Genomic DNA, 26,230 nt, shown 5'->3' on the forward strand with positions numbered 1-26,230 from the left:
ACTGCGATTTTATTGACTTGGAGGTGTCCATGTTGCGTACCCTTGCGCTTTCCCTTGTTGTGGCAGTCGGCGGCGCGGTCCACGCGGCCGAACTGGACGCGGTCACGAGCGCCGTGGCAGCGGGCGATTTCAAGCAGATCACGAGCGTGGTGGTGGCCCAGCATGGCAAACTACTGTACGAGCGCTACTTCGACAAGGAGGGGGCCGATGGTCTGCGCAATACGCGCTCGGTGACCAAGACGGTGACCGGCATGCTGATCGGTCTTGCCATCGAACGCAAGCTGGTACGCGCCGACACCCCCGTACTGCCTTATTTTCCGGAATTGCACCCGCTGGCCCACGCCGACCCGCGCAAGGACAAAATCACGGTCGAGGATTTCCTGACGATGAGTTCGCTGCTCGAATGCGACGATGACAACCAGATTTCGCGCGGCAACGAAGAACGCATGTATCTGGTGGAAGACTGGAGCCGCTTTGCGGCAGACCTGCCGATCCGTGGCTTTCCCGATTGGCAGCCCCGTCCCGAGCAATCGCCGCACGGCCGCGCCTGGAGCTACTGCACGGCGGGCGTGACCCTGCTCGGCCCCCTGCTCGAAAGGGTGACCGGGCAAAGCGTGCCGGACTTCGCTGCCGCCAACCTGTTCACACCGATCGGCATCGACAAGGTGAAGTGGCAGTATCAACCGAAAGGCACGGCGATGACTGGCGGCGGCCTGCAACTGCGCAGCGCCGACTTGGCGAAGCTCGGACAGCTTTACCTCGACGGCGGACGCTGGGGCGGCAAGCAAGTGATCCCTGCGGCATGGGTCCAGCGGTCGATCCAGCCGCAGGCGCGCGCGCGCGAAGGCTACGACTATGGCTACCTGTGGTGGCTGCAGTCGTTCAAGGTGGCCGGCCGCGCGGTGCAAAGCTACGGCATGGCGGGGTCGGGCGGCAACAAGGTCTTCGTGCTGCCGGAGCTGGACGCGGTGGTCGTCATCACGACTACCAACTTCCAGATCCGCGACGCGCACCCCTTGAGCGAAAAACTGCTGACGAACCTGATCTTGCCGGTGTTGATGAAGCCCTGAGTGTTATCCATGCACAAGCGCGGCCAAGCTTCGCTGCGTCTGTTATCCACGATTTCCCACTAACCGAGGTTGTCTATGAAGCGCTTTCTAACGTGTTTGTTGTTCGCAGTATCGCCACTGGTGGCACAGTCAGCCGGGATCACCGATAGCCAGTTGATCGAAGGCGCCGTACGCGACTATATCGAGTCGCAGCACCAGCCCGATCCGGCCCGCATGGAACGCGCGCTCGATCCACTGCTCGCCAAACGCACCTATTGGCAGGCGGCGGACGGCACGGAATTCATCATGCAAACCGACATGGATACTATGCTCAAAGTGGCCAGGAACTACAACAAGGATGGCACGAAATTCCCGGAGCGGCCACGGTTGGACATCAGGATCCTCGATATTGACCAGCGCGTGGCGACTGTTAAGTTGAGTGCCGATGAGTGGATCGATTATTTGCACTTGTATAAAAACCAGCGCGGCGAGTGGAAGATCGTCAATGTGCTGTGGCAGTACTACGATACGGCGCGTCAGGTCAGCAAAAAATAGTTGCTGCCCGTCGGCACTTCCACGGCACGGCCGAACTGAATTATCGGAGTCAGCTGTATATGCGGTACAGCAAATCCACGCCCCTCTCGGCCCTCAATCTGATTTGGGCGGGGGTCATTGGTGGCAACACTTTTAAATTCACCTTTAGTATCGTGTAGCCATACCATAGGCCCGTCAGCTCCTCGGCAGCGGCGGCTGGATCGGGAATGTTGAGATTCCCTTTGCTGTGCGCTTCTCGGAGGATTTCTGCCAGCAGCCGATACGCTCGACCGGGCCCCGCGTCATAAAAGCGCAAGGCCAGTTCAGGATAGAAGTCGTTGGCTGACGCGATCAACCTATCCCAAGCGGCCAGCCGCATCTCGTTAGCAAACGTAAGGTATTGAATGCCAAACCTAACTAAGGTCTCCCGCAGCTCGCCCTCATGCGCAGAAAGGAACTCCTCGTCGGTAATTGTCCTAGTAGACTCTCGCAACATGACTGCTTCGACGAACGCCTCCTTATCCTTGAAATAGGTATAAAAGGTTGTCTTCGCCACTTGGGCTTTGGCAACGATCATGTCCACAGTTACGCGTAGCCCGTAGGCCAGCAGCAGTTCCTGGCCTGCGCTCAGCAGAGCGTCTATGGCAGCGAGTTTTCTCGGCCGTCCCCGGCCACGCTTCATGACGTTCATTGCTGTCTCAGATAGTAAGCGCATAGCAAGAGCCCTCCGACCACAGTAAGATGCTCCATCGCAATGTGCAATTCAGCTGTCCTTCGTGGTTCAGCAAAGCTCCAGAACGCGTGGCCAAATGGGATGGTTAGTAGCGTGAATAATGCTAACGCAAGCGCGCCCAGCCAGCCGAGCTTTGCAAAGTTGCTAATGACAAGAAAGGAGCCACCTAATTGCAAGAGTATCGCTGCAGATGCGATCAGTGTTTCATTCGGCAACCCAATCTCTCGAACTTCTGAGACCACTTGGGAAAAGTTGAACACCCCGAATATCCCTGCACTCCAAAACAGTAGGGTCAGTACTGCACGAAGAAACGTAGCCATTGATTATCCTTTCAAAAAAGAGGAAATCAATATATCCTACTTCCCAGTATGAAAAAACCGACACTTCCGGCTCGATGTGTGAGCGTCGACTAACCTCACAAATTTTGTATGTCCGGTTGTGGCCGGTTGCAGCCCACCGGAACCACCTCGACGCGGCACTACTCGTTTTTAGTGCGTCCCCTACCAATAAGCCGCTTCATCGTTTGTGAAACTAAATGCATCTTATCGCTTCCGTCATTTATCTCTGAGCAGCTTTCTTGCAGATCTCTCTCAGAAGAGTCTGCGGGGTAGACTCCATGCAAATTAGAACAATCGCAGCGCAAAACATCCTTCAGTCGCTTTGATTTACGCTCACGCAGTTCCGCAACCCAACAGCTGTCGGCACAACCACACGAACGATAAGTAAGCTGCTCCGATTTCTCCCCCCAAGGGAGGGAATAAGTTGTGGGATGGCTGCTCGCGAAAGCGGAACTTGTAACCAGTGAAAACAGTATCGCAGCAAGGACTCGTACGGGCATATTTTCTAATCCTTATTTTTCGTTAAATGCGAGCGCTAACGGTCAAAAGGTCGGCTTCTTGCCGAGCTCGCAGGAATAGCCTAGTTAGACGCCAAGCCCAAACGAGAGTAATATTAAAAACGCGTTGTTGGTCGCATGAGCAGTTCCCGTGAATAGACCGGCACGCCCTAGCCCGAGACGTGCATTCGCAACAAACAAGCTGGCAAATAACAGACCTGCTCCAAAAGTCACTACACCCTGCCCAATACCGCCACCAGAAGCCACATGTCCGGCGGAAAAAAGCGCAGCGCTGCTCAGCACCACTATCAATGTTCGAGCGCCAAACCAGATCAAGAGGCTGATCGGAACCAGTTGACCGATCACCGTCTCCAAAAGTGGAGCCCAGATAACCGCAGCGAAGAAGGTGACCACCCAGCCACGCTCGAAGATTCGGGCTCCAGCAAGCGCGCCCACGTTGGCACGGCCCATCAATGCAAACAGCAGGCCAGACAACAGCAAAAGTAACGCCGCAGTGAATACCCCAACACAGACAGAGCGCGCAAGGCCCACCATCAATGGTTTGTCATCCCAGCACAGATGCTTGGAAATCGTAGTGAAGTTCATATCCAGATACTTTTTGTCTTTGCATAACCGCGCTATCGTACCGCAACGCAACCGAGCGGAAACACGCGGATTGTCACACTGAGACTTGGTGCGGGACACCTCCCGCGTAGCCCATCCTAAGATCCCACACCACATCAGTGAAGTGTTGACTTCACCATTCAATCCTCTTACACTGAAGTCTCAACTTCACTATCGGAGGAAATTATGGCTCAGTCAGCGCAGTTCGATACCTTCACCATGGAACGTACCTTCGCCGCCCCGCTGGCGCGCGTATTTCAGGCGTTCAGCGATCCGCGCGAGAAGCAGCGCTGGTTTGCCGAAGGCGCCCAGCATGAGATCGAACAGTACGAGATGAAATTCGAAGTTGGCGGACGCGAACTGGCGCGCTACCGCTTCAAGCCCGGCACGCCCTTCGCCGGCGTGGCGCTGGAATCGGACGGATACTTCCTTGATATCGTGCCGCAACATCGCATCGTCGCCGCCGCCACGATGGCGATGGGCGAACGGCGTTTTTCCGCATCGTTGCACACGTTCGAGTTCTTCAGCGAAGGATCCGACTCCACACGCCTGATCTTCACCCATCAGGCTATGTATGGCGAAGGTGCGGACGGCCCGGAACTGCGGCGGGCCGGCTGGCAGCAGTTGCTGGACCAATTGCATGCCGCCCTGACCGTCGAGTAAAGGCCCCCGTATGAATCATGTACCGGCAATACAGGCGGACGCCGCTGATCAGGTTTTCGCCGCGCTGGGAGACGCCACCCGCCGCGCGATCGTCAAGCTGGTCGCCCAGCGGCCGCAATCGGTCAGCGCCTTGGCCGCGGCGCTGAATGTGACGCTTACCGCTATCTCCCAGCATCTGCGCGTACTGCAAACCTGCGGAATACTGCAGACGCGCAAGGTCGGCCGCGTTCGGATGTGCGAGCTCGACGGCCAGGGACTAGACGTCCTTGCGCATTGGGTGGCGTTTAACCGCCAAATTTGGGAACAGCGTTTCGATGCACTGGACGCGATGTTGCAAGAGGAGCCTGAGGGGAAATGAAAAGTAGTGGGGTTGGTACAGTGAAACGTCCAATGTGCCCGTGCTCAAAGGCAATCGCCAACCCGCTCCCTCAGCACCCTGTACTGCGCATCCATCATCCACTGGTTCGAATCATGTCCCGCGCGTGGCACCAGTACGAATTTCTTTTCAATTGAGCGACGACCATTCCGGCAAGCGGTGCTTGCGCCGGCCATCGGCGTAATAAAGCGACATGCTCAGGCCGAAGAACAGCCCTGCCGCGACCAGACCGCCAGCCACATGACAACGCCCCAAGCGCCGCCGAACCAAAGGGACGCGAACAGGGTTGTTTTCCCCGAGCGCAAGCCACTTACTCGTCGGCGCCCTGCCGCTCCAGCCATGCTTCGAACAGCGCGCGGTTTTCCGGCTGCGTGAGCGGATACAGCCCGGTGATGCTGGCGCCGCCGCGCACCCGCTCCAGCACGAAGTCCTCGTAACGCTCCATCGGCACCGCGTCGCGCGCGATTTCCTCCGCCAGGTGGGACGGAATGCAGACCACGCCGTCGTCGTCGCCGACCATGATGTCGCCAGGGTAGACCGCCACCCCGCCGCAGCCGATGGGGGCGTTCAGGTCGAGCGCGTGATGCCGGATCAGATTGGTCGGCGCCGACGGACCCGAACACCAGGCCGGTATCTCGAGCCGCGCGATGCCGCTGGCGTCGCGCAGCCCGCCATCGGCGACGATGCCGGCCACGCCGCGCACCTGCATGCGCGTGGCCAGGATGCTGCCGGCCGCCGCCACCGTGACGTCGCCCCGGCAATCCATCACCAGCACCGACCCTGCCGGAATTTCCTCCACCGCCACCCGCTGCGGATGGCGCGGATCGAGAAAGGCGTCGAGCCCGTCGAGGTCTTCGCGCGCCGGGATGTAACGCAAGGTGAACGCCGGACCGGCCAGCCGCTGGCCCGGCTTCAACGGCCGTGCGCCCTGAATGAACACGTTACGGAAGCCGCGCTTGTACAGCAGCGTGGTGATGGTCGAGGTGGCGATCGTTTTCAACGTCGCCAGCGTTTCTGCGGAAACCGGGGTGGTCATGGCTGCGCTCCATTACGTTCGAAGACAGTGTGGCTGAAGCGCACGTGGCTACTGTTGATGTTGTTCTGGCGATAGTACTCCTCCCATTTTTCCGGGCTGATGGTGTGCTCCCCGGTGACAGGATCGCGCGCCTGCAAATAGTCGCCAAACTTGAAGTAGATCTTGCGCGTGTCGGGCCGGATGCGCGTGAGCGCGGTCTTGAGCGTGCCGCCATTGGCGGTCCGCGCGGTGGCCTGCGCCTCGCCGGCGTTCAACACGATATCGAGATCGAAGCTCTCGCCGGAGCGCACCGTGCCCAGTGCGGTCGTCACTTCCTTGCCGTCGACGCCAAGAATACGCACCAGGATGTCGAACACGCCGTTGCCGCTCTTGCCGTCGAGCCCCTGCTTGTCTGCGGTGTCCTGCACGTAGACCTTGAGTATCGTGTCAAGTCCCTCGACGTGGTATTGCGCGACGATGGTCTTGGCGACGTTCGGCAAGGTGGCCGTGATGCGGGCCGCGAAGTGTTCGCGCGTGTCGGCTAAACTCAGGCGCTCGCGATCGGCGACCTTCAATTCGTTGCGATAGCCATGCCCATTGGGCGAGGCGTATTTCGACTCGAGGGCGCTGAAGTTCAGCGTGCCGGCGTACGGCGACGGGTAAGGCGAATTGCCTTCGAGCGAGAACAGGCGTTGCAGCGTGGCTTGGGGCGTGAACCCTTGCGCGCCGGCAGGCGACAGCGTGGCTGCGAGCAAGGCTACTGCGGCGTATCGGATGGCAGGGATCATTTCAACATTCCTTCAAGTAGTGGTTGCATGGCGTCGGCCCACAATTGGTAACCGGCGGGTCCGGGGTGCAGCTGGTCGGGCATGATGGCTGGCGGAATGTGGCCTTCCTTGTCCAGGAACACGGAATTAATATTCAGGAAACGGATCGTCTTGCCATCGTCCAGCCCGGCCAGATCGCGGTTGACCGCATCGATGGTCTGCATGCGCTTGGCCGCCTCGGCAACGCTCTTTTCGGTCACCGGCGAGCCGTCGCGCTCGCGCGGGCCGCGCGGAAAGATGCCCAGCACCAGTATCTTCGTCTCCGGCAGCTTGGCGCGTATCATGCCGACGATCTTGCGGTTGGCGGCGGCGATTTGCTCGGCCGTGTAATCGAGGCTGTTATTGGTCCCCAGCATCAGCACCGTGACCTTGGGCGAGAGCCCATCCAGTTCGCCGTGCTCGATGCGCCAGATGACGTGCTGCGTGCGGTCGCCGCCGATGCCGAAGTTGGCCGGCTGGTGGGCGCCGTAATACTTGTCCCATATTTCCGGCGCGATACGCCAGCGCTCGGTGATCGAATCGCCCAGGAACAGCAAGCCCACCGGCCCGCTCTTGCCGCGCGCGAGGATGGCCTCGTGCTTCTTGAGGAACACGCCGTTGTCTTGTTTCTCCACGGCTTCCGAGGCGCTGACCTTGGCGCCGGCGGCGTGGGCGCCGACCTGGCCGACGGCCAACAGCGCGGCCAGCAGCAATCTGATGTAAATCGAATTTTTCATGCATGTCTCCGGGTTAGTGTTTCGGCTGCACGCGCACCACGGGGCCGCCCAGCCAGATCGATAGGAAAACCAAGGGCAGCAGCAACGCGCCAAGGATGAAGAACGGGGTGTAGTCGCCGCCGGTCGTCAACGCCGGCACCAGCTGCATGCAAATGATCACGCCCAGCACCGCCGATGTGCCGCTCAGGCCCGCCAGCGAGCCGACCGTTTTGCCCGAGAAGAAATCGCTGGGCAAGGTCTGGATGTTGGTGATGGCGGCCTGGAAGCCGAACAGGATCACGCCGATCGACAGCACCGCCAGCAGCGGCGTTTCTGCCGCCGCGCTCAGCAACAACGCCGGAAACATGACCACCAGCCCCAGGCCGATGACGAGCTTGCGCGCGCGGTTGACCGTCCAGCCGCGCGCCAGCAGGTGGCCGCAAAACCAGCCCCCGGACAATGCGCCGACCGCCGCGCCCACATACGGCACCCAGGCGAACATGCCGATTTCCTTGACGTCGAAGTGAAAACGCTCGTTCAGGTACAGCGGCAGCCAGCTGACGAACAGCCACCACACCGGATCGATGAAAAAGCGCGCGGCGATCACGCTCCAGCTTTGGCGATGGCGCAGCAGCTGGCGCAGGGTCGGCACGTACTCGTCCTGCACGGCGGCAGCGCCGGCGCGCTGGCCGGTGAGGATGTACTCGCGCTCCTCGGCGCTGACCCATGGATGGGTGCCGGGGCCGGACTTGTAGACGATCAGCCATGGCACAATCCACAGGAAGCCGAGCGAGCCGATCAGCAAGAAGGTGGTCTTCCAACCCACGTAAGCGTACAGGAAAGCCACCAGCGGCGGCGCGATCACCGATCCCAGCGAGGCGCCGGCGCCGAAGATGCCCTGCCCCAGGGCCCGCTCGCGCACCGGAAACCATTCGGCGATGGCCTTGGTGGCGCCGGGCCAGTTGCCCGCCTCGCCCACGCCAAGCAGCACGCGGAAGAAGCCGAACGACAGCGCCGAGCGCGCGACGAAGTGCAGCGCGATGGCGCCCGACCAGACCACGATCGACAGCAGGAAACCGATCCGGGTGCCCAGCGCGTCGAACAGTTTGCCGAACAGCGACTGGCCGATGGCGTAGCCGATCAAAAACACGGTGACGATGTTGGCGTAGTCGCGTTTGTCCATGCCCAGCTCGGACGCGATGCCGGGCCACATCACCGCCAGCGCCGAGCGGTCGATGTAGTTGATGATGGTGGCGATGGCCACCAAGGTGATGACCAGCCAGCGCAAACCTTTGATTGTTGTCATGCGATTGTCTCCATTATTTTTTTGTGGCGGGGCGAATCGCCCCACTCCTAGGCCGCCGCTAGTTGGGCGCGCGTCGGCAGGCCTTCGCAGTCGCCGCGAAACTGCACCACGCGCGCGCCGATGGCGTTGCCGCGCGCGGCCGCCTGGTGCAGCGGCAAACCGTCAAGCAGCGCGCTGATGACGCCGACCGCGAAGCCGTCGCCCGCGCCGACCGTGTCGATCACCGCGCGCACCGGCTGGCCGGGGACGGTGTCGGCGCGGCCGTCCGCGTCGGCGGCGTAAGCGCCCTCCGGTCCCAGCTTGACCACCACCCGGCTCGCGCCCCTTTCGAGGTAATAGGCGGCGATGTCGGCGGCGTCCTGCCGGCCGGTCAGCAAACGCCCCTCGGCCAGGCCGGGCATCACCACGTCGGCCTGGCTGGCGAGCGCGTTGACGGTGGCGATCATCTCCGCCGGCGAGCGCCACAGGCGCGGCCGCAGGTTGGGATCGAAGCAGACCAGGCGTCCGTCGGCGCGCGCCTGCCGCGCCATGGCCAACACCAGCTCGCGGCAACCGGCCGACAGCGCCGGCGAAATGCCAGTCAGGTGCAGCAGCGGCGCACGCAGGAAATCATCGCCCTGCGCCGGCATGTCCTGCGCCGACAGGCGGCTGGCGGCCGACCCGCGCCGGAAATACTCGACCTGCGGATCGGCGCCGCCCTCCACCATCTGCTTGAGCATGAAGCCGGTCGGGCAGTCTTCATCGATGCGCAAGTGGCGCAGGTCCAGCCCCTCGGCCTCCATGAACGCGCGCAGGTGCCGGCCCAGGCTGTCCTGCCCCAGCCGGCTCAGATACCCGACCTTGAAGCCCAGCCGGCTCAGCCCCACCGCCACATTCAGCTCGGCGCCGGCGGTGGCGCGTTCGAACTCGCGCACCGCCTCCAGCGGCCCGGGCTCGCGGGCGATCATCAGGGCCATCGCTTCGCCCACGGTGACGACATCGGGGATTCCCATATGCGGGCCTCTTCAGAACGTCAAGGTGGTGGTCAGGGTGGCGTCCCTGGCGGCCGGCAGCGACAGCTTCAGCACGGTGCCGCGTTCCTCCCTCGGTCCCTTGTCGACATTGCCCGGCGGCCCGGCCGCCACCAGCACACCGGGCGCGATCTCGGCGCGCGCCGTGGTCGTTGCCACGGCCACCTTCAGCGACGTGGGCTTGCCAGCCACGACGAAGCTGCGCGCGCCGGTCTTGGTGATGTCACGGTCGCCGTGCACCAGCGCCGTCAGCACCACCGGTTTGCTCGCGCGCAGCGTGTCGGTCACGGTCCAGACGCCGCGCGCGTAGCTGAAGCGGCGCTGCAGTTTCTCGACGCCGAGTTCCGGCCGGTAGGCGCCGGCCAGTTGGGCGACGATGTCGGCGCGGCCCTTCTCCAGCTTCACGCTGTCGATGCTGATGGCATCGAGCCGCGCGTACGGGTAGCCCCGGAAGGCGTCGTGGCCGCCGCCCTCGTTGGCCTGGCCCTGGCCGTCGATCAGCAAGGTGTTGCTCAGGTCGCTCTTGGGGATGCCCGCGTAGCCCATCGGGCCGGTCAGGTAGGTGCCGCCGCCGTAGAGGATGAAGCTGCCGGCGTCCGGGTGGGCGTGGCCCATCTCCAGATGCCAGTCCGGCAGCTTGTCGAGGATGGCCGCAACGTGGTGGCCCTCCGGCGGTCCGGCGCGGAAGGCGAAGGCGGTGGCCTTCGGCGTCCAGTCGCTGCGCCAGTAGACCGTGCCCAGGTCGTCGAAGTGATGATACGGCGCGAGCGCCGACATCGGCGCCGACTTCAGCGCCGGGTCGCGCCACAGCAGGGTCCAGAAGTCCTCGGCGCAGACGTGGCCCAGCGATGCCATCCAGTCGGCCACGCCTTGCGCCTCCGGGCTGTTGAAGCGCGCGGCCAGCCGGTACAGCAGGTTGTAGTTGGAATTGAGTTTGCCGCCCGGGTGCGTGCGGGCCGGCTCCTCGCCCTTGCGGGAGCGGGTGATGGCGCCTTCGAAGGCGTCGCCGAAATCGTAGATGTCCTGGCCGTTGGGCGTGATCGAATGCGCCATGTACAGGTACGACTTGCTCAGGGCCGGCGTGTCGTACATATCGTCGCCGGCGGCGTGGGCGAAGGCGTCGAGCGCGTGGATAATCCACGGCATCGAGAAAATCCAATACTCCACGCCCTCGTAGAAATAGCCGTCCGGCGACGCCACTTCCAGCACGCGGCTGAAGATGGCGCGCGACAGTGCCGCCCAGTTGGCCGCTTCGGGCGTGTCGTCCCATAGCGCGTAGGCGGCCACCGCCAGCCCGGCGATCGGGATGAAGCAGTGGTTCTGGCTGTACGAATACGATTTGCCCGGCTTGGGCGTGAAGTGCTTGGCCAGGATCGTCGCCTGCCGGATGAGTTTGTCGCGATAGCGTTTGCGTTCCGCCTCCGTCAGCGCGTCATACAGCAGGTCGTAGCCGGCGCCCAGGCCGTACAGCAGGTGGCCGGCGGCGAGGTCGATGTCCGGCTTGCTGTAGGTGTAGCCCCACACCTCGTAGCTGACCGCCGCGTCCATGTAGCGCTTGGCCGCTTCCAGGTACTTGGCGTCGCCCTCGATCTGGTAGGCCAGCGCGGCGCCGATGATGCCGATGGCGGTGTTGTTCTGCGCGCGGCGCTTTTGCGCCGGCGCGGCGGCCGGCGCGGTACGCAGCGCGGTCAGGCCGGCCAGCGCCTGCTGCCACTTGGCGCGCCCCTCGCCCTTCGCGCGCTGGCGCAGCGCGTCCAGGCCGGCCTTGGTCGTGTAGACGCGCGGATGGACGCCGCGCAGTTCGGCGCGCAAGGCCGCCGGATGCGCCTTCATCAGCGTTTCCAGCGGATGCGGACCGGCGCCCGCCTTGCCCTGCATGGTGCCCAGCGATTCCAGCGCGTCCTGCGCCAGCGCGTCCGGCAACGAAAACGCCGGCAAAGAGAGGGCCGCGGCGCCGAGGAAGCGGCGCCGTGAGAAGGTGTGGTTCATCGATTGCTCCGAAAGGGAATCAGGACTTCAAGACTTAATACAGGCCGAGGCCACCGTTGACCTGGACGATCTCGCCGGCCAGGAAGGCGGCGCGCTCGGACGCCAGGAACACCACGACATTGGCCACGTCCTCGGGCGCGCCTTCGCGCCGGGCCGGGGTACGCTCGGCGATCGCCTGGCGGTTGGCCGGGGTATTGAAGGTGTCGTGGAAACGCGTGGCGATCAGGCCCGGCGAGACGCCGTTGACACGCACGCCCGACGGACCGACCTCCTTGGCCAGCGCGCGGGTGAAGGTGGCGACCGCCGCCTTGGACGCGGCGTAGTGCGCCGAGCCGGGACCGCCGCCATCGAACGCTGCCAGCGACGACATGGTGATGATGGCGCCCCGGCCGCGCGGCTCCATGCGCTTGACCGCCGCCTGGCAGATCAGGAAGGTGCTGGTCAGGTTAAGGTTCATGGCCTCGTTCCACAAGGTCAGCGGCATGTCCGCCACGCGGCAGCGCTGGATCAAGCCGCCGATGTTGGCGAACAGGATGTCGATCTCGCCGATGGCGCCTTCTGCCTCGGCGAACACCCGCTCGGCGATGGCGCCGTCGGTCAGGTCGGCCTTGATGGCCTGGGCCTGGCGGCCGAGGGCGCGGATCTGCGCCACAACTTCCTGTGCCTCGTCGGCGCTGCTCCAATAGGTCAGCACGACGTCGGCGCCGGCCTGCGCCAGCGCCAGCGAGCTGGCTTTACCAATGCCCGAGGCGCCGCCCATGACGAGGGCGCGTTTTCCGATAAGTTCCATGGCGATGTTCTTTCTGTGAGTGGTTGGGGAATGAATTATTGGGGTGGCGCCGCCGTCGACGCCCGAACGATCAGCTCCGGCGCGAACAATTCGCCGCCGGCGCTGGCCGCGCCCGGCGCCAGGATGCGCTGGACGGCCGCGTCGGCCATGGCCTGGATCGGCTGGCGCAACGTGGTCAATGGCGGGTCGTTGGCGGCGGAGAAGAAAATATCGTCGATGCCGATCAGCGAGAAATCCTGCGGCAGCCGCTTGCCCAGCTGCTTGAGGCCGATGCCGATGCCGATCGCCATCATGTCGTTGATGGCGATCGCCGCCGTCGGCTTGCTGCGCGCCGCCAGCAACAGCGACGCCGCGCTGCGGCCCAGCTCAAAGAGCCGGGTGTCGCCGTGCAGGTCGGCCGGGGCGTCGGTGGCGTCGGCGATCACCAGCTCGCCGCTGATACCGGCCGCCGCCACCGCCTGCTCGAAGCCTTTCACGCGGTCCTGGCGGTTCAAGGTGTATGGCGGCGGCGTCACCAGCGCGATGGCGCGGTGGCCCAGCGCCACCAGATGCTCGACCGCCATGGTGGTGGCGGCGACGTTGTCGACCGAGATCGTGGTGATGCGCTCATGGCTGTCGTCCGAGCGCTTGATATCGAACGCCACCACCGGGCAGCGCGCCGTGATGCCGACCAGGTGGCCAGTGTCGTTGAGCGCCGAGCCGGTGATGATGCCCTGCGCGCCATAGGCCAGCAGATCGGCCATGACGGCGCGCTCGCGCTCGGGATCGCGGAAGGTGCTGAAGGTCATCACGTGGCACTGGTGGCGCGCGGCGGCCGTCTCCACCGCGCAGGCCAGCGAACCGAAGAACTGATTGGCCAGCGACGGCACCAGCAATCCAACCATGGAGGCGACTCCGGTCTTCAACTGGCGCGCGGCGTTGTTGGGCCGATAGCCCAGCTGCTCGATCGCCTGCTGGATCTTGCGCTGGGTATCGGGCCGCATCTGCCCCATACGGTTGTTCAGGAAATTCGAGACGCTGGTGGTCGATACGCCGGCCAGTCTCGCTACGTCCTGAATCTTTGATTCGCTCATGATGTCCTTGTGAAGTGTTATGCGATCAGAACGCCACATCCAGACGGATCGTGGCGTAGCGGAACGCGTCGCGGGCCGGCTTCCAGCCATAGGACCGGATGTCGGGGCCGCCGCCGGCCCGCTTGAAGTTGAGGAAAGACCCGCTGCTGCCGGATTCGTAATGGTGGTCGAACAGGTTTTTTACGCCGATCGACAGTTTATAGAGTCCCTTGACGTCCTTGAACGAGGCGCCAAGGTCGAAAATGCCATAGCCGGGCCGCACCAGCGACGGGTCCTGGCTGATCGCGCCCTGCACCGTCGACTGGGTGCGCCACTGGGCGTTGATCGCGGCCACCACCGGCAACCCGGCCAGGCGCGGCAGCGTGTATTCGCCGCCCATGCTCAGCTTCCATTTGGGGGCGTTCGGCATCATGCCGCCGCTGGCGTCGCGCAGGAACGAGCCGGGCACCAGTTCATTGGGAATGGTGCAGTCGGTGGCGCCGCTGTAGCACGGTCCCTGGTTCCAGTCGCGCACCACGGCGCGCGTGTAGGCCATGCTGGCGTTGAGCAGCAGGGAGCGCGTGGCCAGCACCGTGGCGTCGACCTCGAAGCCGCGCGTTTGCAGCGAGGGAATGCTGTACAACACGCTGGCCTGGCTGCCGTCGGTGAAGCGCTCTGTGGCCGAGGTCTGGTAGTCGCGGAAGCGGGTCTGGAAGATGGCCGCGTTGAAGGTGGCGCGGTTGTTCCACAGGTTGGCCTTGAAGCCGGCCTCGAAACTGGTGGCCTTCTCCGGCGCCAGCGGCAGGCGGGAAAACACGTTGACGTTGTTGGCGCCGCTGGTCATGTCGTAGGCCACGCCCTTGTGGCCGGTGGAGGTGGTGCCGTACACCATCATCTCGTCGTTCAGATGGTAGGTGTAGCCCAGTTTTCCGGTGACAGCGTTTTCCTTGTTTTGCGGCGCGATGTACAGGTGCTCGCCGGTGTGCACGTTGTTCGGTGCGCTCGACGACAGGCTGTCGATGGTGTGGAACAGGTAGTCGTTGGCCTCACGGTTGAAGCGCAAGCCGACGCTCAGGCTTTGCTTCGGCGCGAAATCCCAGTTGGTGTTGGCGTAGAGCGCGTGCGTCAGGCTGCCCGAGTTGGTGTCGTACTCGGTGTAATTACTTTCCTTGACGAAGGCATTGCCGCGCAGGTAGGTGCGGTACAGCGAATTGCGCGCGATCCACACGCCGACCAGGTAGCGGAAGTCGCCGCCGTCCGGCGACGTCAGGCGGAATTCCTGGGTCGACGTCTTGCTGGCGATAGTGCCGTTGATCATCGGCGGCTCGGCGATGCCGGACGGCTTGCCGCTGGCGTCGAGCTGGTAGAAGGTGGAGATCAGATCGATGTTGTCGTTATCGCGGAAGTCGTTGGACAGGTTGTTGTCGACCGACGTGATCGAGGTCAGCGCGTGGCCGGCCAGCGGCGAACTGTCCGGGAAGGCATAGTTGACGCGCACGCCGATGGCGCGGTCGGTGGCGTCCAGGCCGGTCGGCGAGTCGTTGCGGATCTGGCGGTTCCAGCGGCTGACGTTGATGCCGCGCAGAATTTCGGTGTTCGACAGCGCGGTGTACCTGCGGTTGTACAGGTAACCGACGCCCTCGCCTATCGAGGTGATGGCCTCCGTGTTGCCGGTCGCGCGGGAGTGGTCGTAGCGCGGCGTGATCAGCACGTCCAGGTCGGGCGAGATCTTCCACTGCAGCTTGGCCATGAAGGTCTTGCCGCCCGAGCCGTTTTGCATCGAATCGGTGGTCAGGTTGTGCAGCAGGCCGGGGAAGTTGGTCTTGCTGGCGTAGAGGCGCAGGCCGACCGTGTCCGACAGGCGGCCGCTGAGCGAGGCGGAGGCGCGATATTCCTGGTCGCTGGTGTGGTACAGACTCACTTTCGTCTGCATCGGCCCGGCGCCGATCGGCTTGGTGGTCATCACCACCGCGCCGGCGATCGCGCTCTTGCCGAACAAGGTGCTTTGCGGTCCCTTGAGCACCTCGACGCGGGCCATGTCGGACATGTCGCGGAACGCTTGCTGCGTCTGCGCGTAGGGGATGTCGTCGACCATGATGGCGACGTCGCCCTCGATGCCGAGGTTGTTCGAGGTGGTGCCGATGCCGCGCATGTTGATGCTGTTGGTGCCGACCTGGGTGCCGACCGAGACCGACAGCGCCGGCGACAGGTTGACGATGTCGACCAGTTCGCGCACGTTGTTGCGCTGCATGTATTCCTCGCCCAGTACCGAGATCGACGCGGGCACGTCTTCCAGTTTTTCCACCCGGCGGTTGGCGGTCACGACCACCGATTCCAGTTTGGGCTGGGCGGCGTTGTCGGCGGTGGCCTGGGCGGCCGCTTGTTGCGCCTGCGCGGGCAAGGCGCCGATCAACAGCAACGCCACGGCTGCGGCAATCGGGGTGGGCCGGCAGCGTGAAGCGCCGGGCATGGTTGGTCCAGTCATCATTGTCTCCGTATCTTATATTTATCTTTTGGGTACTGCAACGGTTTACTGTAACGTTACAGTAAACCGGTTAAAAATATGGGGCGAACCCCGTTGTATGCTTGATACCGATATTTCTAAACCACGTAGGGCGGATTAGGCGGAACGCCGTAATCGGCCATGCACGCGCCGTCGGCGACTCATAAATGGCCGATTACGCTGCGCTAATCCGCCCTACGTGTCTCCGCGTACTTCATGTTTCTGTGGCCACATGAGATCGCCTATCACTGTATCGATTTACTGTAACGATGCAGTAAGCATAAACGAACGCCCCGCGATGTCAACATTTTTTCGCCGAGCGCGTGCTCGGCGATTGTTGGTGCTCGGTTACTGCTTGGACAGATCGCGCGCGTACCACTCGACGATGCGCTGGTATTCCGGCCACATGTTGCCGGCGGCCGCGCCGGCCGGCAGCAGGTTGTGGCCGGCGTTGGGGATGCGCCGCATGGTCACGTCGTGGCCGGCGCCCAGCAGTTCGGCGGCCATCGCTTCGCCCGACATGATCGGCACACTGGTGTCCTTCATGCCGCCGACGATGTAGACCCGCGCCTGCGATTTCAACAGCGATTGCGTCGACGACGCGCGGAAGAAACTGGTCCAGCGCCTGTACGGATGGCCCCAGGCCAGGATCTTGGCGTTGTCCGGGTCGGCGGCGATTTTCTGGCGCGTCGCCTCCAGTTCGTCGAGGCGGCGCTTGATCTCTTCGTCGCCGCCGCCGGCGGCGTAGGCGCCGGCGACGAAGTCGTAATACTGCGACGGGCCGCTGCCGGAGACGATGGCGACGTCGGTCACCCGGCCTTCCTTCTCGGCCAGGCCGGCGGCGGCGGTGGCGCCTTCCGAGACGCCCAGCACCAGCGACGAGCCGGCCTTCACCCACGGCTGCTGCGCGGCATGGTCGTAGGCCCGCCCCAGATCGCGCACCCAGTTCTCCAGGGTGAAGTAGTCATTGAATTCGGTCGGGCAGGCGATGATGCCGCCGCCGTTCGGCGCGTCCTTGGGCGCGTATGGCTTGTTGACGACCATGACGGCGTATTTGCCCTGCTGCGCCAGATCGATGTAGCCGAACACGTTGGACGAGCGGCGCAAAGTGTCCAAACCGCTGAACACCGGCGCGCAGCCGGAGCCCTGGATCAGCAGCACCAGCGGCGCCGGCTCCTTGGTCTTGGAGATGAAGTATTCGACGTCGGGCGCGCCTTCCTGGCTCAATTTATAGCCCACCACCTCGGTCGCGCCGACGGTGAAGCCGCCCGTTTCCGTCACCTCGGCGGCGCCGGCCAGCGCCGATACCAACCATGCTCCCACCAATAACCCTGTCCTCATCCAGCTCTCCTATAACGTCAACGGCAGGCTGCGCAAGCGCTTGCCGGTTAATTTGAATACGGCGTTGGCCACCGCCGGCGCGATCGGCGGCGTGGCCGGTTCACCCATGCCTTCCGGGTGCTCCGCACTCGGCATGATAATCGTTTCGACGACCGGAGCCTGGTTCATTCGTGCGACCGGGTAGTCGTGGAAGTTGGTTTGTTCGACCTTGCCGTCCTTGATCGTGACCGCGCCGTACAGCGCCGCCGACAAGCCAAACACCACGCCCGATTCGGCCTGCTGGGCGATGATGTTGGGGTTGACGGCGATGCCGCAGTCGATCGCGCACACCACCCGGTGCACACGGATCTCCGTGCCCTCGACCGAGACCTCGGCCACCTGCGCGACGATGGTGCCGAACGACTGGTGCAGCGCCACGCCGTGCGCGCGGCCTTCGGGCGCGGCGCCGGCACGGACCACGGCGGCGTCGAGCACCGCCAGGTGGCGCGGGTGGCGCTTGAGCAGGCCGCGCCGGAACTCGACGCCGTCCTTGCCGGCGGCATGCGCCAGTTCGTCGATGAAGCTTTCCTTGAAAAAGGCGTTGTGCGAGTGGCCGACCGAGCGCCAGTACCCCAGCGGCACCGGGCTGTCGACGATCACGTGGCGGATGCGCTGGTTGACGAACTCGTACTGCATATCGAATTCGCCTTCGGCGGTGGTCTTGTCCGGGCCACCGGCCGGCAGGCCCAGATTACGCTTGAAGAACTGGTGCGACACCGAGCCGCTGGCCGACTTGTTGTCGTAGCCGAGCACATTGCCCGCCGCGTCCAGGGTGGCGACGAAGCGCGCCAGCGCGGCCGGACGATAGACGTCGTGCGTGGTGTCGTCCTCGCGCGACCAGATCATCTGCACCGGCGCGCCGCCGCATTGCCGCGCCACCGTCACGCACTGCGCGACCATGTCGACGTCGAGCCGGCGCCCGAAGCCGCCGCCCAGCATCGTCACCTGCAGCACCACGTCCTCCACCTCCACGCCGCCGGCGGCGGCCGCCGCTTGCACCGCGAAGCCCGGCGACTGCGTCGGCGCCCACACATACACCTTGCCGTCCTTGATCTGCGCGGTGCAGTTGACCGGCTCCAGGGCGGCATGCGCCAGGTACGGGGCGCGGTACTCGGCGCTGACGGTCCTGGCGATGCCGGCGACCTGCCCCTCGACGGCGTCCATGTCGCCGCTCTGGTTGTAGGCGTAGCCCGATTCCTTGTCTAGCAGGGCCGCGAATTGGGCGTAGACGCCGGCGCTGGACAGGCCCGCATTCGGGCCGTCGGTCCAGCGTACCGGCAAGGCTTGCGCGGCCGTTTTGGCCTGCCACCAGGTCTTGGCGACGACCGCCACGCCCGCGCCGGCGCCCGCGTGCGGCCCGAGCGCGCCGGAAAAATCGACCACGCGCAGCACACCCGGCATGGTCAGCACGGCGTTCGTATCGACACCGGCGACGGCGCCGCCGATCACCGGCGACATGCGCACGGCCGCGTACAACAGGCCCTCCGGGCGCACGTCGATGCCGAACACCGCGCGCCCGTTGACCTTCGCCGGGGTGTCGCGGCGCGGTTGCGGGCGGCCGATCAGGCGGAATTCCTGTGGCGTCTTGAGGCGCACCTCGCCGGGCCGCGAGGTGGCGGCGGCGGCGGCCAGCGTACCGTAGGCCAGGCGCCGGCCATCGGCGTGCACCACGTGGCCGTCCTCGGTGCGGCAGTCGCCCGGGCGCGTCTTCCATAAGTCGGCGGCGGCGGCCACCAGCATCGCGCGCGCCGTGGCGCCGGCCTCGCGCATCGGTCCCCACGCATCCTTGACGCTCGAAGACCCGCCGGTGATGACCAGCCCCACCTCGCGCGCGACCTTGCCGACGGTCCATTGCGCGACCGCCTTCAGGCGGCCGTCGTCGTCGGGGTGGAACGGCAGGCCGTCGCGCAGCATGGCGACGTTGCCGAAGATTTTATCCAGCGGCGCCTGCACCAGGCGGATGGCCGACAGCGGCACGTCCATCTCCTCGGCCACCAGCATCGGCAGCGCCGTGTGCACGCCCTGCCCCATTTCGCTGCGCGGCATGGCGACGGTGACGGTGCCGTCCGGCGCCAGGCCCACCCAGCCGTTGAGCGCCAGCGCGCCGCCCGTCAACGGCAGCGGGTGGGCGCCGGCGCTGTTCAAGCGCTGGCGCGCCGGCAGCACGCCCCAGCCGACCACCAGCGCGCCGACGGCGGCCACGCCGCCGAACAGGAAGCGGCGGCGCGAACTTTTTTTCTCTCCATGCATGGAGGTCTCCGATTTTTATTATGGACGCCAGCGCGCCAGCATGTCGGCGGCGGCCAGCGGCTTGCTGTAGAAGTAGCCCTGGGCCAGGTGGCAGCCGTGGCGCAGCAGGAACGCGGCCTGCTCCTCGGTCTCCACGCCCTCGGCGATGACCGACAGGTTCATGCTCTTGCCCAGCTGGATGATGGCGATGGCGATGGCCTCGTCGTTGGCGTCGGTCGAGATGTCCTTGATGAAGGAGCGGTCGATCTTGAGCGTCTGCACCGGCAGCTGCTTCAGATACGCCAGCGACGAATAGCCGGTGCCGAAATCGTCGATCGCCAGGCCGACGCCGATCGAGTGCAGGTCGTTGATGAAGACCATGGCGTCGCCGGTGTTCATGATCACCGATTCGGTCACCTCCAGCTGCAGGCGCTGGGGCTCGAGGCCCGTCTCGCGCAGGATGTCGGCCACCATGTTGACGATGCTGCCGCGCTCGAACTGCTTGGCCGACAGGTTGACGGCGATCTTGGGCACGTGCAGGCCGGCCTCCTGCCAGCGCACCATCTGGCGGCAGGCCTCCTCCAGCACCCACTTGCCCAGCTGGTTGATGAAGCCCGTGTCCTCGGCCAACGGGATGAAGCGGATCGGCGGAATCAGGCCCAGCTCCGGATGGTTCCAGCGCACCAGCGCCTCGACCCCGATCAGGCGCCCGCTGTCGATCTCCACCTGCGGCTGGTAGTTCAGGAAGACCTCGTCCTTCTCGATCGAGCGGCGCAGGAAGGTCTCCAGGCGCAGGCGCTCGACGCCCTCGCCCGTCATCGACGGCGCGTAGAAGCTGTAGCCGTTGCGCCCGCGCGCCTTGGCCTGGTACATCGCCACGTCGGCGTTGCGGATCAGCATATTGAGGTCGGTGGCGTCCTCCGGGAACAGGCTGATGCCCACGCTGCAGGTGACGAACAATTCGTGGCCGGCCACCATGAACGGCTGGTCGAACATCTGCACCAGCTTCTCGGCCACCTGGCTGGCGCCGAACTGGCTGTCGATGTCCTCGAGCAGCACGATGAATTCGTCGCCGCCCAGGCGCGCCAAGGTGTCGCCCTCGCGCAGGCGCTCGAGCAGCGCCTTGGCGACCTGCTTGAGCAGCTCGTCGCCGATGTGGTGGCCCAGCGTGTCGTTGACGTTTTTAAACCGGTCCAGGTCGATGAACAGCAGCGCCAGCTGCTCGCCGTCGCGCGCCGCCCGCAGCAGCGCGTGCTGCAGGCGGTCGTGGAACAGCAGCCGGTTCGGCAGCGCCGTCAACGGGTCGTGGTGGGCGAGGTGGTCGAGCTTTTCCTGCGACTCCTTGGCCTTGGTGATGTCGCTGAACACGCCCACATAATGGGTGGTCTGGCCGCGGCTGTCGCGCACTGCGCTGACCGTCAGCCATTCCAGGTACAGCTCGCCGTTCTTGCGCTGGCACCACATCTCGCCGCGCCAAAAACCGGTGTCGACCTGCTCCTGCCACATCGTGTCGTAGAACTGCTGCTCGTGGCGGCCCGAGCGCGTCAACGTGTAGTCGTGGCCCAGCGCCTCGGCTGCGGCGTAGCCGGTGATCTGCGTGAAGGCCGGGTTGATGGCGACGATGGTGCCGCGCGTGTCGAGCACCACCACGCCGTCGGCGATGTGCTCGATGACGGTGGCCGACAGCAGCAGCTTTTCCTCGGCCTCCTTGCGCGCGGTAATGTCGGCGTAGACCCAGATGCTGCCCTCGTTGGCGCGGTGCTTGTCGAGCGCGTAGCCGCTGACCATGCACCAGAACATGCTGCCGTCGCCGCGCCGGTAGTTGCGCTCCTCGTTGAAGTAATCGCCGTCGGCCAGGGACGGGTACTGGCGCGCGCCGGCCGCCTCGAAGTCGAACGAATCGGGGAACAGGATGGCCGTCGAGGCGCCCGTCATCGCGCCCGGCTCGTAGCCGAACAGCTCCTCGCAGCGGCGGTTGACGGAGACGATTTGCCGGTTGCGCACGAACATGACGCCGAACATGACGTTGTCGAGGATGGCGCTCTGCTCGGCCAGCAGGCCCTCGATGCGCATCTCGTTGTGCTTGCGCTGGCTGATGTCGGAGATGATGCCATCGACCCACGGCGAGTTGCCGCCGGCGCCGCGCGGCTGCGGCTGGCCGTTCTCGGACAGCCAGCGCTCGGTGCCGGCGGCGTCGACGATGCGGTATTCGACCTCGTACGGCAGGCCGTCGCCGAGCGCCTGCGAGACGACGCGGCGGTGGCGCTTGCGGTCCTGCGGCGCGATCAGGTTGGTCCAGGCGTCGGTGGTGCCGCGCATGAACTGCGCGGCCGGGTACCCGGAGATGTCCTCGATGGCGTCCGAGACGAATTCGATCGGCCCGTCCGGGCGGAAGCGGAACACCGCGCCCGGCACCTGGGTGACGATGGTGCGGAAGCGCTCCTCGCGCTGGCCGACGTCCTCGAACAGGCGCTTGATGGCCACGCGCATCTGCTCGAGCTGCTTGGCCAGACGGCCCAGCTCGTCGCTGCCGGCCAGGTCGAGCCGGGTCTCGAAGTCGCCGCGCGAGAGGCGGTCGGAAAAGCGCATCAGCTTGCGCAGCGGCTTGATCAGGCGGGAATTGAGGAACAGCACGATCAGCAGCAAGGACACGGTCAGCTGGGCGGCCAGCACAAACACATAGGACAATTGTTTTTCGCGCAGCTCCTGCTGGCTGCGGGCGTCGTCCATCTCGACCATGATGCGGCCGATCTTCTCGCCGCGCACCAGGATTTCGCGCTCGGCGCGGTAGACGTTGCCGGCCGCCTTGCGCGGCGAGTGCACGTGCATGAACTGGGCGTCGGCCTGGCCGACCACCTGCACCTGCAGCACCGAGCGGTCGCGCATGACGGACTCGACCAGTGAATGGGCCGATTCGGAGTTCATGTTCCACAGCGATTCCTGCATGCCCAGCGCCAGGATGTCGGCGTTGCGCTGGAGCGACTCGTCGAGCGCAACGCGCGCCGATTGCCGCTCGTGCACGCCGATGAGCAGATAACTGCCGATGATGGCCGGGATCACCAGGCCGCCGAACACGACCAGCAGCAAGGCGCCGTAGATCGACAGCCCGTACAGCGCCCCCAGCCTGGTCCGCAGACGGTGAATCACGCTTGTCCTCGCGCTAGTCATCGAGGGGCGAACAAAATCGCGGCAGGGGGAAAGGTCGCATCGTCGTCGGGGTCATGTTACAAAATTACTTAGTGGAATTATGCACGGAAAATTGCCCTGCAAGTCACACGCCAAGCAAAAAACCTCGGGGCGGGCTATTATCGCGGCTCAATTTCCACATCGATCTTCAAATAGGACAACGCCATGACCACTTTTTCCATGTATTCCGCCTCGATTCCCGTGTTCAAGCAGATCCTGAACAGCCTGCTGGCCATCCTGGACAAGGCCGAGGCCCACGCCACCGAGAAAAAGATCGAGCCGGCCGCGCTGCTGCAGTTCCGCCTGTTCCCCGACATGCTGCCGTTCACGCGCCAGATCCAGATCGCCTGCGACTTCGCCAAGGGCGCGGCCGCGCGCCTGGGCGGCCTGGACGTGCCGTCGTACGAGGACACCGAAGTGAGCTTCGCCGACCTGAAGGCGCGCATCGTCAAGACTCTGGCGTATATCGATAGCGTGCCGCAGACCTCGATCGAGGGCAGCGAGGACCGCGCCATCACCACCGGCAGCGGCGAGAAGACCAAGCATTTCACCGGCCAGACGTATTTGTTCCACTACGCGCTGCCGCACTTCTTCTTCCACGCCACCACCGCCTACGACATCCTGCGCCATAACGGCCTGGACATCGGCAAGAAGAACTTCATCGGCACGTATTGATCGGTTGGTCGGCCGGCGTTTAACCCGCACGGCCACGCGGGGTCGGACCCCATACGGGGTCCGACCCCTAAGCGGTGGCGCCGGCGTATCGCCAAACGCACGCCGGGTTTGACGTTATTTGTTGCGGCGCGGGTAGCCCTGCGCCAGGATGCGCTGCCAGACGAGTTCCTTCTGCTCGGCGCTCATCGATACCCAGTGCGCCACCTCCACCACGCTGCGCCCGCAGCCGCGGCAGATCTCGTCGAACGTGGTCGAACACACGGCCACGCACGGCGTGTCCGGCCGCACCGGCGGGTCGCCCTGGCCCTCGCTCATCCCTTCACCTGCAGCAACTTGTCCCAGGCGTCGTGCCCGAGCGCGCGCAAGGTGGCGATGTTCTTCTCGAAAATGTCCGATGCCTCCGGGAACGCCTCCACGGCGCGCTCGACGCTGTCCTCGCGCAGCAGGTGCAAGGTCGGGTACGGCGAACGGTTGGTGTAGTTCTCGATGTCGTTCTTGTGCGTGTCGGCGAACTGGTAGTCGGGGTGGAAGCTGGCCACCTGTAACTCGCCGTCAAGCTGCAAGTCCTCGAGCGCGGCGTCGGCCACGTCGAGGAACTCGTTGTAGTCCTCGAAGTCGGCCAGCACGTTCGGGTGGATCAGCAAGGTCGTATCGACTTTTTCCGGGTCGGCTTCGGCCAGGTATTCCAGCTCTTCCATCAGCTTTTCCAGCAATGCCTCCGGCGTGTCGGCGTCCGACACCACGTAACGGATCTGCCCCTTGACGTGGACAGCCTTGGCGAACGGACACAGGTTCAGGCCGATGACGGCCTTTTCCAGCCAGTCGACGGTTTTTGCGACGACGACGTCGTGATCGGTGGCGCTAGTACTCATGATGCGATTCCTTGAAGACGCTCTTAAAGGCGGAATTGTACGCATTCTTTGCGCCATCTCATACTCCGCGCATTTTGCTGCGATCTTCGGCTTATCTGTCGGGAATTGTTGCATAAAATAAAGGTCACATGCCTGACATAATCCTTGACTCATCCAGACTACCTTCGTACACTCCACGTTTATTCATGGTCGGTTCGATGTTTCACAGTCGACAACAATGGAAAACTATGCACCCTCGAATTCCTAAACGCGCCGCGCTGGTGACCACGCTGGCAGCTACCTTCGCGCTGCTGGCACCGACCGCCAGCCACGCCTACGACGAGGCGGCCAGTCTGGCCTTGTCCATGCCCCTGCCGCCCGCGCCCGCACCGGTGACGCTCACCGCCCTGCCGAAGTCCCCCGCCCTCGACCTGTCCTCCCTGAAAATCAACAAGCCGGCCAAAATGGCCGACGACGACGCTTTCCGCGAGAAGGACGTGTGGGGCCGCATTCGCAGCGGCTACGCGATTCCTGATATCAACAACGACCTGGTGGCCAAGCACACCAAGTGGTACACGGCCCGTCCCGACCACATGGCCATCACCACCGGGCGCGCCTCGCGCTACCTGTTCCACGTCGTCACCGAGCTGGAAAAGCGCGGCATGCCCACCGAGCTGGCGCTGCTGCCGTTCATCGAGTCGGCCTTCAACCCGGAGGCGCTGTCGCACGCCAACGCCGCCGGCATGTGGCAGTTCGTGCCCGGCACCGGCCGCGACTTCAACCTCAAGCAGGACGCCTTCAAGGACGACCGCCGCGGCATCCTGGCCTCGACCGACGCCGCCCTGACCTACCTGCAGCGCCTGTATGACATGTTCGGCGACTGGCAGCTGGCCCTGGCCGCCTACAACTGGGGCGAAGGCTCGGTGCAGCGCGCCATCGCCAAGAACCAGGCCGCCGGCAAGCCGACCGACTTCCAGAGCCTGTCGGCGCTGATGCCGACCGAGACGCGCGAATACGTGCCGAAATTGCAAGCCGTCAAAAACATCATCGGCAACCCGACCCAGTTCGGCGTGACCTTGCCGCCGGTCGACAACACGCCCTATTTCACCGCCGTCGACAAGACCAGCGACATCGATTTGACCATCGCCGCCCAGTTGGCGGAGTTGTCGGTGGCCGAGTTCAAGGCGCTCAACCCCCAGTTCAAGCGCCCCGTCATCACCGGCGACGAGCAGACCAAGATCCTGTTGCCCAAGGAAAACGCCGCCAAGTTCCAGCTGAACCTGGCGCAATGGGGCAAGGATTTGTCGACCTGGACCACGCACAAGATCACCAGCGCGCGCGAGAGCATCGGCGCGCTGGCGTCGCGCTTCCACACCACGCCGGAAGTGATCCGCCAGGCCAACAACATCCCGCAGCGCTCCATGCTCAAGGCCGGCTCGACCATCCTGGTGCCCAAGGTATCGACCTCGGCCTACCTGGACATCGCGCCCGAGGTGGCCGACAACGCCACGATGGCGTTCGAGGCCGAGCGCGCCGTCGGCAAGGTCGCCAAGTCGGGCTACAAGCGCGCCGGCGCCACCAAGGCCACCAAGGGCGGTCCTGTCTCGCTGGTCAAGGCGCGCGTACCGCGCGACGCGGCCAAGGGCAAATCGGCCCGTAAAACCAGCAATTGAGGACGTGAACCCGGCCCGCCTTCGACTCGATGCCAGCTTCGCCGCTTGGGGGTCGTACCCCGGGGGGTCGACGGGGGCGCCGAGCCCCCGACTGGCTCTGCGGGTGCCGTAAAGGTTGCAGTCGAAGCTGACACGTCCTACAATCTCGCACTTGCGTGGCAGGCGAACGGCCTCACACCCTAAAAACAACCCCCACTGACGTCGTCCCGCCCGCTGTCCGAGCCGGCGCCGGCGC

General features: G+C 64.5%; 24 protein-coding genes. 6 read left to right on the forward strand and 18 right to left on the reverse strand.

The window, feature by feature from the left end; all coding sequences use genetic code 11:
• Positions 1-29: 29 nt before the first annotated feature.
• Positions 30-1,070 (forward strand): beta-lactamase family protein, encoded by a 1,041-nt coding sequence (locus NHH88_23100; protein ID USX12558.1) that lies wholly within the window; start codon positions 30-32, stop codon positions 1,068-1,070.
• Positions 1,071-1,145: 75 nt separating this feature from the next.
• Positions 1,146-1,604 (forward strand): nuclear transport factor 2 family protein, encoded by a 459-nt coding sequence (locus NHH88_23105; protein USX12559.1) that lies wholly within the window; start codon positions 1,146-1,148, stop codon positions 1,602-1,604.
• Between the two features lie 49 nt (positions 1,605-1,653).
• Here NHH88_23105 and NHH88_23110 read toward each other — a convergent pair whose 3' ends face one another.
• From NHH88_23110 to NHH88_23120, 3 genes are all read right to left on the reverse strand, one after another.
• Entirely contained in the window at positions 1,654-2,274 is a 621-nt protein-coding gene (locus NHH88_23110) for a TetR/AcrR family transcriptional regulator (GenBank protein USX12560.1), read from the reverse strand.
• Positions 2,271-2,636: a DoxX family membrane protein gene (locus NHH88_23115; GenBank protein ID USX12561.1), complete on the reverse strand. Its 366-nt coding sequence runs from the start codon at positions 2,634-2,636 to the stop codon at positions 2,271-2,273. Before NHH88_23115 ends, NHH88_23110 begins: the two co-directional genes overlap by 4 nt.
• Before the next feature lie 602 nt (positions 2,637-3,238).
• Positions 3,239-3,757 carry a hypothetical protein gene (locus NHH88_23120; protein ID USX12562.1) on the reverse strand — a complete coding sequence of 173 codons (519 nt, stop codon included), beginning with the start codon at positions 3,755-3,757 and terminating at the stop codon, positions 3,239-3,241.
• 204 nt (positions 3,758-3,961) lie between these two features.
• Between NHH88_23120 and NHH88_23125 the strand changes: the two genes are divergently transcribed.
• Positions 3,962-4,438, forward strand: coding sequence for an SRPBCC domain-containing protein (locus tag NHH88_23125; protein USX12563.1), 477 nt, complete (start codon positions 3,962-3,964; stop codon positions 4,436-4,438).
• A 10-nt stretch (positions 4,439-4,448) separates the two neighbouring features.
• On the forward strand, positions 4,449-4,796 hold the full coding sequence (locus NHH88_23130; protein ID USX12564.1) for a metalloregulator ArsR/SmtB family transcription factor: 348 nt from the start codon (positions 4,449-4,451) through the stop codon (positions 4,794-4,796).
• Positions 4,797-4,943: 147 nt separating this feature from the next.
• On the opposite strand, the gene NHH88_23135 is transcribed toward NHH88_23130, so the two are convergent.
• The 13 genes from NHH88_23135 to NHH88_23195 all read right to left on the reverse strand — a co-directional run bounded on the left by NHH88_23135 (position 4,944) and on the right by NHH88_23195 (position 22,778).
• Positions 4,944-5,054, reverse strand: coding sequence for a DUF6404 family protein (locus NHH88_23135; protein ID USX12565.1), 111 nt, complete (start codon positions 5,052-5,054; stop codon positions 4,944-4,946).
• A gap of 70 nt (positions 5,055-5,124) precedes the next feature.
• A complete protein-coding gene (locus tag NHH88_23140) occupies positions 5,125-5,850 on the reverse strand; it encodes a ribonuclease activity regulator RraA (protein USX12566.1) in 726 nt (241 codons plus the stop codon).
• On the reverse strand, positions 5,847-6,617 hold the full coding sequence (locus tag NHH88_23145) for a polysaccharide lyase family 7 protein (protein ID USX12567.1): 771 nt from the start codon (positions 6,615-6,617) through the stop codon (positions 5,847-5,849). Before NHH88_23145 ends, NHH88_23140 begins: the two co-directional genes overlap by 4 nt.
• Positions 6,614-7,372 (reverse strand): GDSL-type esterase/lipase family protein, encoded by a 759-nt coding sequence (locus tag NHH88_23150; GenBank protein ID USX12568.1) that lies wholly within the window; start codon positions 7,370-7,372, stop codon positions 6,614-6,616. The genes NHH88_23145 and NHH88_23150 overlap by 4 nt, the downstream gene beginning before the upstream one ends.
• A gap of 13 nt (positions 7,373-7,385) precedes the next feature.
• Positions 7,386-8,657: an MFS transporter gene (locus NHH88_23155; GenBank protein ID USX12569.1), complete on the reverse strand. Its 1,272-nt coding sequence runs from the start codon at positions 8,655-8,657 to the stop codon at positions 7,386-7,388.
• Positions 8,658-8,704: 47 nt separating this feature from the next.
• Positions 8,705-9,649 carry a sugar kinase gene (locus NHH88_23160; protein ID USX12570.1) on the reverse strand — a complete coding sequence of 315 codons (945 nt, stop codon included), beginning with the start codon at positions 9,647-9,649 and terminating at the stop codon, positions 8,705-8,707.
• 12 nt (positions 9,650-9,661) lie between these two features.
• Complete coding sequence (locus tag NHH88_23165; protein USX12571.1) at positions 9,662-11,656, reverse strand: DUF4962 domain-containing protein; 1,995 nt, start codon at positions 11,654-11,656, stop codon at positions 9,662-9,664.
• 34 nt (positions 11,657-11,690) lie between these two features.
• Positions 11,691-12,446 (reverse strand): SDR family oxidoreductase, encoded by a 756-nt coding sequence (locus tag NHH88_23170; GenBank protein ID USX12572.1) that lies wholly within the window; start codon positions 12,444-12,446, stop codon positions 11,691-11,693.
• A 35-nt stretch (positions 12,447-12,481) separates the two neighbouring features.
• A complete protein-coding gene (locus tag NHH88_23175; protein ID USX12573.1) occupies positions 12,482-13,519 on the reverse strand; it encodes a LacI family transcriptional regulator in 1,038 nt (345 codons plus the stop codon).
• A 25-nt stretch (positions 13,520-13,544) separates the two neighbouring features.
• The gene (locus NHH88_23180) at positions 13,545-15,983 is read right to left on the reverse strand and encodes a TonB-dependent receptor (protein USX12574.1); all 2,439 of its coding nucleotides are present in this window, start codon (positions 15,981-15,983) and stop codon (positions 13,545-13,547) included.
• A 366-nt stretch (positions 15,984-16,349) separates the two neighbouring features.
• A complete protein-coding gene (locus NHH88_23185; protein ID USX12575.1) occupies positions 16,350-17,342 on the reverse strand; it encodes a prolyl oligopeptidase family serine peptidase in 993 nt (330 codons plus the stop codon).
• Positions 17,343-17,351: 9 nt separating this feature from the next.
• Positions 17,352-19,631 (reverse strand): molybdopterin-dependent oxidoreductase, encoded by a 2,280-nt coding sequence (locus tag NHH88_23190; GenBank protein ID USX12576.1) that lies wholly within the window; start codon positions 19,629-19,631, stop codon positions 17,352-17,354.
• 18 nt (positions 19,632-19,649) lie between these two features.
• Positions 19,650-22,778 carry an EAL domain-containing protein gene (locus tag NHH88_23195; protein USX12577.1) on the reverse strand — a complete coding sequence of 1,043 codons (3,129 nt, stop codon included), beginning with the start codon at positions 22,776-22,778 and terminating at the stop codon, positions 19,650-19,652.
• Between the two features lie 183 nt (positions 22,779-22,961).
• Here NHH88_23195 and NHH88_23200 point away from each other — a divergent pair, with 183 nt between their 5' ends.
• Entirely contained in the window at positions 22,962-23,471 is a 510-nt protein-coding gene (locus NHH88_23200; GenBank protein ID USX12578.1) for a DUF1993 domain-containing protein, read from the forward strand.
• Between the two features lie 114 nt (positions 23,472-23,585).
• Here NHH88_23200 and NHH88_23205 read toward each other — a convergent pair whose 3' ends face one another.
• Together NHH88_23205 and NHH88_23210 are read right to left on the reverse strand one after the other, a co-directional pair.
• Complete coding sequence (locus NHH88_23205; GenBank protein ID USX12579.1) at positions 23,586-23,786, reverse strand: DUF1289 domain-containing protein; 201 nt, start codon at positions 23,784-23,786, stop codon at positions 23,586-23,588.
• Positions 23,783-24,343, reverse strand: a complete 561-nt coding sequence (locus NHH88_23210) for a DUF1415 domain-containing protein (GenBank protein ID USX12580.1) — start codon at positions 24,341-24,343, stop codon at positions 23,783-23,785. The genes NHH88_23205 and NHH88_23210 overlap by 4 nt, the downstream gene beginning before the upstream one ends.
• Before the next feature lie 227 nt (positions 24,344-24,570).
• On the opposite strand from NHH88_23210, the gene NHH88_23215 reads away from it, so the two are divergent.
• Positions 24,571-25,995, forward strand: a complete 1,425-nt coding sequence (locus NHH88_23215) for a transglycosylase SLT domain-containing protein (GenBank protein USX12581.1) — start codon at positions 24,571-24,573, stop codon at positions 25,993-25,995.
• Positions 25,996-26,230 lie beyond the last annotated feature (235 nt).

This window comes from Oxalobacteraceae bacterium OTU3CAMAD1, assembly GCA_024123915.1.
Taxonomy (GTDB): Bacteria; Pseudomonadota; Gammaproteobacteria; order Burkholderiales; family Burkholderiaceae_D; genus Rugamonas.